Here is an 11,188-nt window from a genome sequence, read left to right on the forward strand (position 1 = left end):
AACCGGCGTCGATCCGGTTCCTATCGCGCCGCGAGGACGCCCGGCGGCGCGTCGTCGGTCGGGTGCACGCTCGCCTCGTACACGGCGAAGCAGCGCAACTGGTCGCGTTCGTTGCTCATGCGGACGGGAGGCTGGCGCGAGCTGACGTCGAGGTGGTTGACCCCGGGCTCGAGCGTCATCGGCACCACGAGCTCCCGCCGCTTTTCATTGAGGGTGAGCTCGATCTTCACCCGGTTGTTCAAGGTGATGTCCACCTGGCGATCCCCCAGCGCGCGCAGGGCAAAACGCACCTCACACCGGAGCGCGCGCGGAAGCGGGTTGAAGAACGACATGGTCGCGGGCCCGTACGCCCAGCGCGGTTCGCCGGGCCGCGATTCGTGCCAGCCCCGGCCAAACGTGAAGGCCCGCGCGAGCGGCAGCTTCGGGCTGGCCGCCGGTTCGAGGAAGACGATCACCTGCTCGCCGAGCCGGCCCTCGATCCGGCGCGTGCGGCCGGCGGCGGTCAATTCCGCCAGCAGGTGTTCCGCCCGGTCCGGGAACCCGCGACGGTTGATGTACAGCGCGGCGAAGCCATAGCTCTCCAACTCGCGCACCATTTCCCCCGTCGGCAGGGCCGCGGTGTCGCGCTGCCAGCGGCCACGGCTGCGACCCTTGAGACTGCCATACGTGAACCGCATCGTGTCGGTGCCGAGATAGGGGCGGAAAAATTCGTAGTCGGTGAGCTGGAATGGCGGCACCACCTCGGGAAAACCCAGCACCGGCAACTGGAACACCATCGCGTGCGCCGGCAGTTGCCGCTCCAGCTTCTGGCCAATCTCCAGATCCGACGCGACCCGCTCGGCGATCCGCACCTTCTTCGCGTCCGGCGCCGGCGGGGGCAGTTGGTCGTAGAGGCCGAACGCCGCGACCAGGCCCGCGAGCCCAATGCTCCACCACCGGGAGCGTTGGTGCCACCAGGTGCTGATCCGCGTGACGAGGAAAAGGAGCACCAGCGCGGAGATGAAGATGCTGAAGCGGTTGGTCGCGCGAAAGACGTTCAACCCCGCGAAAAAGGCCAGGATGTTGGTGACGCCGCCGACCGACGCGAACGCCAGGACCCACGCGGCCGGCAAGGCAACGCCCGGCAGGCGCTCGCGCCGCAGCACCGCGCGAAACGATACCACCGCCAGCCAGATGAACGCGGCCATGCCGACGAGCCCGAGATAGGGGGCGAACGACTCGCCCGACCGCCAGTCGGACCACCGCGCGTACCGCTGACCAAAGAACGCGAGCGGTTCCCAGCGATGGGTCGCCGGCGGCATGAACAGCTCGATGGGTTTCAGCGCGTATCGTTCGGTACCGCCGTAGTTGCGCACGATCGGCGGTGCCGCCGCCGTGTCCGCCGTGAACAGCCAGACATGGGACTCGACGACAAAGAAGGCGGCGATGGCCACCACGATGGCCACCACGCCGGTTACGATGTTCTCCCGGCGGCGCACACCGAGCAGCTGCCCGACGACCGCCCAGCCGACAAGCTGGAGGTACAGGAACAACGCATACGGGTTGCCGATGCCGATGACCGCGGCGACGCCAACACAGAACACCCCGGTGGCGCCGCGCAGGCGCAGGCGCCGGCTCGTCGCCACCAGGCCGGCGCTCAACAACGTGAGCGGCACCATCCAGGTGTAGACGAAGAAGAGATGGTTCAGCCCGCGGTGAAAGGACTGGTAGGTGAAGGCGAACAACAGCGCCCCCGCCAGCGCCCACTCCCACCGCGCCCGCAGCCAGCGCGCGCAGCCGTAGAAGGACAAGGCCGCGGTGAGACTGCCGAGCAGGAGCGCCAGGTTCGCGGCGGGGTACACTCCGATCACGCGAGCGACGCGCCCCAGCACCCACAGCAGCATCAGATCGGACGAGGGGTACGGACTCCAGTTGGCCCCGAACGGCGCGCCGAGCCGGGAGATCACCTGCGGCCGCAACGGCACGGTGTCGCCTTCGGCGGCCGCCTTGATGCGCGCGAGGATTTCCAGGGAGTCACCGCGATATTCCGTCGGCAACTGCCAGCTCGCCGGCGTCCAGCGGTCGTACTGCGCCATCCATACCAGCGTGGTGACGCAAACCAGCAGGACGACGCGCCAGCGCGCCGCTAATGCAGCAGCAAGGAAGTTAGGCCAGGGATTTCGCAACAGAAGCTGGGACCAGCAGCCAGGGGTGTCCTTCTTTGAAAACGCCCGCCGCGATTCGCCGCAACCCTCAATTCCGGCGGCAGGCGCCGCCGGAGTGAAAGTGAGAGTGAAAGTGAAAGTGGCAGTCCAAGTCTTTCTCTTCCTCTTTCTCTCGAGGGATTGAGGGATTGAGGGATTGAGGGATTGAGGGATTGAGGGATTGAGGTCCGCCTCCGGTTCTCGTAGCCGCCCTCGTTCTCGTTCTCGTTCTCGTTCCGTCACAGAGCGCACTGAGGCCGGATGAGGACACGGAGGAAAAGCCGCCGGATCTTCACTCCGTGCCCCTCCTCCGATCTCTGCCCTCCGTGTCCTGCCCGTTTCCGCCGCAGGGATTGAGTCGGCTCACCAATCCCTGCTCCCCCACTGTCACTCTCACTTTCACTCACCCTCAACTCCCCCGTTGCCAAGTTCGCCGTCGGCGCCTTCGCTCGGCGGCTCCTGCATGTGTTCTGCCTCGCGCACGCCTCCCGCGGGTGGCGCCTATAGTCGGCGCTTCTCGCACTACTCGGGACTCTTCTTCGACGACTTCGACCAGGCCTCGGCGTGGATTCGCGAGGCAGCTTCGGTGCGGCTGCCGCCGCTCGGTGAGGTCACGCAGCTCATCGTGCGCGGCGAGTTTCGCCCTCACCCCGAGGCGCGGGGCAGCGAGCGCGTTTCGCCGGCGCTCGAGGTCTCCCTCGACGGCCGCCGCGTGGGACGCGTCACCCCCTTGCAGGCCGGCGCGTGGGAGATGCGCATCCCGGTCCCGACCGGCGCTGCGGCCGCTGCGATCACACTCCACTTCCGCCTGCGCGGCGTGGGGCGCACCAACTTTCTCGCGTGGGCCGGCCGCGTCACCGGGCTCGGCGCCCTGCAGCACTACCGACCCCAGCTGAAGAACCGGCAGCTCCGTGTCACCGCGATCACAACCGCCGCGGGCGAGCGGATCTTCGATTTCTCGCAGCGCGACGCCCCGTTCGTGGCGGCGTTCGCCCGCCGACACGCCCGGCTCGGGCTTAATATCGCCGGTTTTCTCACCGCCGACCTCGGCCTCGGCGAATCGGCCCGCTGCATGGTCCGCGCCGCCGATGCCGCGGCGATCCCCACCGCGCTGGTGCCGCTCAAGCTCAACTGCAAGAACCGGCTCGGCGACGACACCTACACGCCGCGGCTGCAGGAGGACAATCCGCACGACGTGAACGTCGTCCACGTCGACCCGCCGGCGGCACGCGACCTCGACCATCACCACGGGCGCGGCTTCCGCGCCGGCAAGTACAACATCGGCTACTTCGCCTGGGAACTGCCGGAGTTTCCCGACGCGTGGACGGCCAGTTTCGACTACTTCGACGAGATCTGGTGCCCGAGCGACTTCACGACCGCGGCGGTGGCGCTGAAAGCGCCGGTGCCGGTGCTCACGATGCCGCACGCCATCGGCTTTGCCCGCCCGGCCAGCAGCATGGCGCAACTCCGCGCGGCACTGGGGCTGCCCGCGGACACATACCTGTTCCTCACGCTTTTCGACCTGAACTCCTACGCCGCGCGCAAGAACCCCCGTGCCGTGATCTCGGCCTTTCGCGAGTCGGGCCTCGCGGGCCGCGGGGCCGCGCTCGTCATCAAGGTTCAGAACGTCGCGGGCAACCCCGCGGACTTCGCGGCCCTGCAGCAAAGCGTGCACGACCTGCCCGGCACCGTGCTGCTGACGGAGACGATGTCCCGCGCCGACGTGTACGCCCTCGAGGCGGCATGCGACTGCTTTGTTTCGCTGCACCGGTCCGAGGGCTTTGGGCTCTCCGTGGCCGAGAGCATGTTCCTCGGCAAACCGGTCATCAGCACCGACTGGTCCGCCACTGCCGAGTTTGTGACGCCGGAGAACGGCTGCCCGGTGCGCGTCCGGCTGGTCACGCTCGAACAGAACCATGGTCCGTACGCCAAGGGTTCGACCTGGGCGGAACCCGACGTGACCCACGCGGCGGACCACATGCGCACGCTGTTTGCCGATCGCGCGCTGGCGGCCCGGCTCGGCGCGGCGGCGCGGGAGACCATGGAATCGCGCTTCGCCCCGGCGGTGATCGGCGCGCGGTATCGTCGGCGCCTGGAGTGTATCGCTGCCTTCTAGGACCCGCGCGAGGCAACCGGCCCCACTCTGCCGCGGAAAGGCTTCTCCCCGCCCGAGTGGAAATTTGGGTGGAACCCGGCATTGATTTGGCCCTGCTCCCCTCTCCCATGCCCGCGTTCTCCACCCCCAACCTGTCCGACCCGAAACAAGGCGAGCGCGAGTACTTCGCGCGGATCGGTCCCCAGGGGCGCGAGCACGCGATGCGCAAGCCGTTCTCCGACGCGCACGCCCTCGAATACCTCGCGAACGTCACCGCCATGATGGCCCTGTTGCCGCCGCCGCCCGCCCGCATCGCCGAATTCGGCTGCGGCACGGGTTGGCTGGGCCAGCTCTTCGCACAACGCGGGTACGACGTGATCGGCTTCGACATCTCGCCGGACGCAATCCAGATGGCGGAACAACTGCAGCAGGAACGCGGGCTCGCCAACGTCACCTACGTGCTCGCCGACTACGAGGAGGTGCGGGTGGCGTCGCCGGTGCAGGCCGTCCTGTTTCACGACGCCCTGCACCACGCCGAGTCCGAGGTCGCCGCGCTCCGCGCCGCGCATGCCGCGCTAGCCCCCGGCGGCGTCGTGTTATGCATCGAGCCGGGCGAGGGGCATAGCCAGACGCCCACCTCGCGCCAGATGGTGGCGGAGTACGGCGTGCACGAGAAGGACATGCCCCCGCGCACGATTCTCCGCCACGCCCGCGCCGCCGGCTTCACCCGCACCCAGGTGCTGCCGTGGCCTTGGTTCCATCTGCGCGCGGTGTACCGGCCCTCGTATACGGAAGCCCGCGGCCCGTGGGACCTCCGCGGCCGCAAGTTGCTCAGCCTCTTCCGGCTGATCCGGTATTTCTTCAAGACCCGCCGCCAGGGACTCGTGGTCCTCTGGAAGGACTGAGCGTCCCCGCCGGCCCGTTACGGCCTCGGCGCGACCTGGCCCGGCGGGGGCAGCGGCCCGGTCAGCTTGATCACCAGGTCGCACACGCGAAACGCGATCAGGCGTGTGTCCCCATTCGGCGGCGCTGCCGGCGGGCGGTCCGTGTCGAAAAACCAAACGTTATCGCCGGGTTCCAGCCGCACGTTGGGGAACGCGAGTTCCACCGGTTGCGCCGTCGGCCCCGACCAGAGAGTGCGCTCGCCGGCGCGCAGCGTCACGTGACGCTCATCGCTGCTCTTCAGGCGGAGGCTCACGTCGGCGAAGACCGGATATGGGTGCGGATTCTGCACCACCACGTGTGCCGGTCCGCGCGACCACCGCCAATAATCGAAGTACGAACGTTCATGCGGATACCACTCGCCGGCGTCGAACTGCGCCGCGAGTTCGCGGCCATCCTCGGTCACGCGCAGGAGGCGCGGTCCGTTGATGCGCGTATCCACCGTGCCTGGCGGCGAGGACATCGTATCCACCGAGGGCCAGACCAGGAGGTTGCCGAGCAGCAGGACCGGCCACCAGCGCCACGTCCGCGGCACGGTCAGGTTGAATGCGAGCGTCATCGGCAGGAGCACACGCGGGGAGGCGCCGAGGTAGCCTTCCCATACGGCCTCACCGAGCACGACCAGCAGCGCGGCGTAGCCCGCGCCGATGCGCCACCACACGCTCTGCCAGCGCGGGCGGAGGGCGAAGAACAGCCACTGCACGGTGAGGGCGATCATCACGCAGGCGTTGCCGCGGCCGATTTCCCGGCTGCCTTCCCCGAGAAACGGTTGCAGCGTCTCGCGCCATTTGCCGAGGTAGCCGAAGAACGGCCAGTCGAAGTTGCGCGCGCCAAGATCACCCGCCGCCCCGAGTCGCACCTGCAGGAACAGCAGCCAGAGGAACAACGGCGCGACCACCAGGAGGCCGCGCATAACGGCGCCCCGCCAGGCGGCGCGGTCGAGCCAGTTGTCTGGCGCAAACGCCGCCCCCGCGATGAGGTTGGTCTCCTTGCCCAGGCCCGCCACGCCCAGCAACAGCGCGGACCACCACGTCCGTCCGGCCTCCAGCAGCAGCACGCCGAGCGCGATCAACAGCAGGCTGGGGCCATCCATCAGCGAGTCGCGGACGCTGACGACCAGCCCGAAGGAGAACATGACCGCGAACCAGCGGAGAAAATTTTGCGGGCCATGCGGCGGAAACCACCGCAGCAGGACCCACCCGAGGACCAGCCAGCAGAGGATGTTCTGCACCGCGAACACGTGGAGCACCCATTCCGGTTGGCCGAGCCCCAGACCGTACGCCGTCCAACAGAAGAGGATCCGCCGCGCGCGATACGGCAGGCTGTCCACCGCGTCGCGCAGCGCCGGGTGGTTGAGCTGCGGGTGCATGGCGATCTGCGCGTAGTACTGCGCGTCGTAGCCATGGGAATCGCGCTCGGCGTAGAAATTCATCGCCCGCAGTTCGGGCAGGTAGCGTGGCGCTTCGTCAGCGCCGAACTTGATCAGCGCGGTGAACCCCTGCCCCGGCAGGTAGAATTGGACCAGGATCAGCAGGAACAGCCCCGCCGCCGCGGCATGCGGCAGCAACCGAAGAAATCTGGCGAGGCGGACACGCAGGAGATTGAGACTGGCCACGAATCTGAAAAGCCCACTGTCTGGTTTTTGGTAACGCAAGAATGGATTCGGACCTCCCTGCCACCTCTCCCACTTCCCCGCCCGCCCGCGCACGACGGCAGCGCATCCGGCGGTGGCTGATCGCGGCGGCGCTGGCGGTCTTTGGTCTCCTGCTGGCGCAGCACATTGGCGCGGTCGCCGGCGGCGCCGACTCTTCCGGCTACCTCAACCACAGCCGCGCGCTGGCGGAGGGGCACGTGCGGGTCGAGCCGCGCACGGTCGAGGGATTCCGGCCCCAGAATGGCGCCTGGGCTTACGTCCCGCTCGGGTTCAAGGTCGCGGCCGACCACCAAATGCTGGTGCCAACCTACCCGACCGGGTTGCCGCTCTGGATCCTCGCCGCCGCCCAAGTCGTGGGGTGGAACCGCGCCGGTGACGTCGTACTTTGGCTGCATGCGATGGCGGGCGTGCTTCTCACCTATGGCATGGCCCGCGCGTTCGGACTCGAGCGACGCGGGGCGGCCATCGCCGCCGTGATCGTCGCCGGGGGGCCGTTGTACCTCTTCATGGCGGTGCAGGCCATGAGTGACGTGCCCGCGCTGGTCTGGACCACCGCCACCCTCCTTGCGGCGTGGCGCAGTCGCGCGCGCACGCCCTGGGCGTTCGGCGCCGGCGCGGCATTCGCCATGGCGGTGCTGATGCGGCCGACCAACGCCCTCGCGCTGCTGCCGGTTGCCCTCACGCTGGGGCTCTCCTGGCGCCGGTGGGCGGCCTTCATTGTCGGTGGAATCCCGGGCGGCGTGTTCTTCCTTCTGCACACGCACGCCGCGTATGGCAGCTACTTCACGACCGGCTACGGCAGCGACGCCGGTCTCGATCGCACCGTCATCGTGCCCACGCTCTGGCACTATGCGCGCATGCTGCCCGTGGTGTTCACCCCGTTCGTGGTGGGTTTCCTGGCCCTCCCCCTCCTTGCGCGCCGGATGCCCCGCCAGACCGCGGTGCTGCTCGCCTGGGCCCTGGTTTTCGCCGGTTTCTACGCCGCGTATCCGTGCACGCACGAGACGTGGTGGTACCTGCGCTTCATCCTTCCGGCCGCCCCCGCCTTCATCATCGGCGCCCTGTTGGTCGGGCAGACCTTCCTCGCCGCGCGCTGCAGTTGCCGCGCCCGCACCGTTCTCGCCTGCCTCATCCTCGCTGCCGCCTTCGGTTGGAACACCTACTGGAACGAAAAGTGGGTGACACTGCATGCCGCCTCGGGCGAGAAGGTGTACGCCCTCACGACCGACTGGCTCCGGCAGAACCTGCCGGCCAACGCCGTCATCGCGGCGATGCAGAACACCGGCGCGATCTACTACTACACGGACTTCACCTTCGTCCGCTGGGACCAGCTCGACGCCAAGTCCTTCGCCCAGCTCGCGTCCGCCCTGGCCGCGCAGAAGCGTCCGCTCTACGCGGTGCTCCATCCTTTCGAACTGGAGGAGCACCAGGTATTCTCCTCCCACCTCCCGACGGGCCGGTGGCAGCAGATCGGGCAAGTGCGCGACGTGACCATCTGGCAATGGTCGCCGCCTGCTCCCGCCGGCTCCTGATTCATGGCTGCTCTCGCCCAGCGTCGTCGCGACCGATGGCTCGCGGGCCTCGCGCTGCTCGCCGTGGTCGGATTCCTGGTGCTCGTCACCCGGTTCTGGCATCCGGTGTACGGCTTCACCGCCTTCATCCAGCTCGACGCCTCGAACGATGACGTGAAGCTCACGGCCTTTCGCGAGCACCCGGTGTACGTCTATCGCGACACCGGGCCCTACGACGGGATGTACTACGCCCAGCTCGCGTTGGATCCGACGCTGCGCGATCCGCAGTTCGCCACGGCGTTGGACAACCCGGCGTATCGCGCGCGCCGCATCCTGCCCTCGGCCGCCGCCTGGATCCTGGCGGGCACCAAACCAGCAGCGATCATCGTGATCTATCCGCTACTCAATGTCGCCGCGTGGCTTCTGCTGGCGCTGCTCGCGTGGAAGGCGATCGGGGTGCGCGACGGACGCGGATTCGTGGCGTGGGCCGGGCTGCTCTTTTCTGCCGGCGCCCTCTGCAGCGTGCGCTTCGCGCTCACCGACCTGATCGCCACCACGATCGTTGCCCTCGCGCTCCTCGCCGCCGAACGCGGGCACAAAGTCACCGCCCTCATGAGTGTCGCCTCCGCGGCCTTGAGTCGCGAAACCGGCCTCCTGGCGGTCGCCGGCCTCATGAAGGCGCCGTGGTTTTCCTGGAAGAACCTGGTCCGCGGCATGGCGGTGGTACTTCCCCTCGCCGCGTGGTTGCTCTACGTGCGCGCACAGCTCGGGCCCAGCGACACCGGCTGGCGCAACTTCGCCTGGCCACTCTTCGGGCTCGCGGCGAAGGGACGGGAAGCAGTCAGCGCCTTCACGCGCATCCCCGACCTGTGGCTTACCGTCACGACGCTCCTCACGACCGCCGCACTGGTCGTCCAGGCGGCATTCTTCGTCTTTCATCGTCAGCCGCATGAACGCTGGTGGCGACTGGGCGCGATCTACGCCGTCCTCATGACCGTCCTCGGCGTCGCGGTCTGGGAAGGTTTCCCAGGCGCTGCCCCGCGCGTGCTGCTCCCACTCACGCTCGCGTTCAACGTCCTCGCCAGCCGCCGCCGCGCCGCCCTGCTCTGGCTCATCCTCGGCAACCTCACCGTGCCGTCCGGGCTCCTGGCCCTGCGCGACGTCCCCCACGACGCGCGCGAACTGGCGGCCGCGCACTCCGGTCCGCTCGCCGCCGTGGCCCGCCTGGGCGGCGGCTGGTTCGGCCGCGAAGAGACGCGGCGCCATCATTGGAACTGGAGCCAGGAGCGCGCCATCCTCGAGTTCGAGAGCTGGCCCCGCAACCGCGCCGTCCCGCTGCGCCTGGAATTTGGCGCCCGCAGCCTCGCGCCGCGCACCGTCATCGTGCGGCAGGACGGCCGGGAACTGCAGCGCTTCGCCGTGGGCACCCAACGCCGCGACCACATTCTCGCCGTGCACATCACGGGAGCACGCACCGTGCTCGAGTTCACCTCCCCCGAACCCTTGGTGCGGGAAAGCGCCGACGCCCACGCCCGCGAACTCGGGTTTGCGCTTTATGACCTCCGGGTCGCCGTGTCAGACCGATAGCCGTCATGGCCGCGCCCTACCTCCTCGACCTGTCACACACGAGCCACACGCGGGCGCGCACCGGGATCCAACGCGTCGCGCGTTCACTCGCCGCGGCGCTGGAGGGTGCGGCGGTGGCGGTGACCCACGACCCCTGGCGCGGGACTTGGCGCACGTTGGAACCTTGGGAACAGGCCAATCTCGCCGCCACGGAGCCGGCCCGCACGCGTGGCGCCAACTGGCCGTGGTCCGCGCGTCTGCGCGGGCGCCTGGCGCGGCTCTGGTGGGATCGCCGCGGCGCGCCCCGGCTGCCCGCCTCCGCCGGCGTGATTGTGCCGGAGCTCTTCTCGCCGACGGTGGCGGCGAGCTTTCCGGCGCTCCGCGCGGCGACGAGCGGTCCCTGCGTCGCACTCTTTCATGACGGCATTCCGCTGAAGCTGCCCGAATTCACGCCCGTCAAGACGGTGGCGCGGTTTCCCGCCTACCTGCAGGAGCTCCTCGCGTTCGACGGGATCGCGGCCGTCTCCGAGGACTCGCGCGCCACGCTGGTCGACTACTGGCGCTGGCTGGGCGTCGAGCGCATGCCGGTGGTGCAAACGCTGCCGCTCGCCGTCGAGCTGCCACTCCGCCCCACGCCTCCATCGGCGGCCGGCCGTCCGGTCGTCCTGTGTGTCGGCAGCATCGAGGGCCGGAAGAATCATCTCGCCTTGCTCGAGGCGGCGGAGCGCCTCTGGGCAGAGGGCGTCGATTTCGAGCTGCAACTCGTGGGCCTCCCGCGCCCCGAGACCGCTGGTCCCGCCTTGGCGCGTTTGCGCGCGCTGCAGGCGGCGGGCCGGCCGCTCCGGCATGATGCCAACGCGGACGACGAGGCCCTCTCTGCCGCATACGCAACCTGCGCGTTCACCGTTTACCCCTCGATCATGGAGGGGTTCGGCCTCCCCGTGCTCGAAAGCCTCGCGCATGGCCGACCGTGCGTCTGCCTGAACCGCGGCGCCTTGGCGGAGTCCGCCCGGGGCGGTGGCTGCGTGCCGCTGGACCAAGTCGATGCCTCCAGCCTGGCGACGGCAATGGGCACGCTGGTCCGCGATCGCGTCGCCCGCGACCGGTTGGGCGCGGAGGCCCGCGCGCGCTCCTTCCGCCGCTGGTCTGATTACGCCACCGACCTGATCGGCTGGATGGAGCACGAAGTCGCGCCCCGCCGTCGCGCCTGACGACCGTCCGCGCGGGCAACCGCGCC

At 69.1% G+C, this 11,188-nt stretch carries 7 protein-coding genes; 5 read left to right on the plus strand and 2 right to left on the minus strand.

The genetic code is table 11. The features are described from left to right. Window positions 1–20: 20 nt before the first annotated feature. Window positions 21–2,165, minus strand: a complete 2,145-nt coding sequence (locus tag DB354_RS05465; protein WP_146180117.1) for a hypothetical protein — start codon at window positions 2,163–2,165, stop codon at window positions 21–23. A 481-nt stretch (window positions 2,166–2,646) separates the two neighbouring features. Here DB354_RS05465 and DB354_RS05470 point away from each other — a divergent pair, with 481 nt between their 5' ends. After that, on the plus strand, window positions 2,647–4,299 hold the full coding sequence (locus tag DB354_RS05470; RefSeq protein WP_107834437.1) for a glycosyltransferase: 1,653 nt from the start codon (window positions 2,647–2,649) through the stop codon (window positions 4,297–4,299). 107 nt (window positions 4,300–4,406) lie between these two features. Beyond that, window positions 4,407–5,183 (plus strand): class I SAM-dependent methyltransferase, encoded by a 777-nt coding sequence (locus DB354_RS05475; protein ID WP_107834438.1) that lies wholly within the window; start codon window positions 4,407–4,409, stop codon window positions 5,181–5,183. A gap of 17 nt (window positions 5,184–5,200) precedes the next feature. On the opposite strand, the gene DB354_RS05480 is transcribed toward DB354_RS05475, so the two are convergent. Beyond that, entirely contained in the window at window positions 5,201–6,835 is a 1,635-nt protein-coding gene (locus DB354_RS05480) for a hypothetical protein (protein WP_146180118.1), read from the minus strand. Between the two features lie 41 nt (window positions 6,836–6,876). Between DB354_RS05480 and DB354_RS05485 the strand changes: the two genes are divergently transcribed. From DB354_RS05485 to DB354_RS05495, 3 genes are read left to right on the plus strand one after another with little or no spacing between them, the layout of a single operon-like run. Further along, window positions 6,877–8,406, plus strand: coding sequence for a glycosyltransferase family 39 protein (locus DB354_RS05485; protein WP_107834440.1), 1,530 nt, complete (start codon window positions 6,877–6,879; stop codon window positions 8,404–8,406). 3 nt (window positions 8,407–8,409) lie between these two features. Then, on the plus strand, window positions 8,410–9,972 hold the full coding sequence (locus tag DB354_RS05490) for a hypothetical protein (protein ID WP_107834441.1): 1,563 nt from the start codon (window positions 8,410–8,412) through the stop codon (window positions 9,970–9,972). Between the two features lie 5 nt (window positions 9,973–9,977). Then, window positions 9,978–11,162: a glycosyltransferase gene (locus tag DB354_RS05495; RefSeq protein ID WP_107834442.1), complete on the plus strand. Its 1,185-nt coding sequence runs from the start codon at window positions 9,978–9,980 to the stop codon at window positions 11,160–11,162. The last annotated feature ends 26 nt before the right edge of the window (window positions 11,163–11,188 follow it).

The organism is Opitutus sp. ER46 (assembly GCF_003054705.1).
Taxonomy (GTDB): Bacteria; Verrucomicrobiota; Verrucomicrobiia; order Opitutales; family Opitutaceae; genus ER46.

Excerpts from the sequence above, each read along its gene's own strand:
- DB354_RS05470 (WP_107834437.1), top strand. The coding sequence starts at position 2,647 with ATGTGTTCTGCCTCGCGCACGCCTCCCGCGGGTGGCGCCTATAGTCGG.
- DB354_RS05490 (WP_107834441.1), top strand. The coding sequence starts at position 8,410 with ATGGCTGCTCTCGCCCAGCGTCGTCGCGACCGATGGCTCGCGGGCCTC.
- DB354_RS05485 (WP_107834440.1), top strand. The coding sequence starts at position 6,877 with ATGGATTCGGACCTCCCTGCCACCTCTCCCACTTCCCCGCCCGCCCGC.
- DB354_RS05495 (WP_107834442.1), top strand. The coding sequence starts at position 9,978 with ATGGCCGCGCCCTACCTCCTCGACCTGTCACACACGAGCCACACGCGG.
- DB354_RS05475 (WP_107834438.1), top strand. The coding sequence starts at position 4,407 with ATGCCCGCGTTCTCCACCCCCAACCTGTCCGACCCGAAACAAGGCGAG.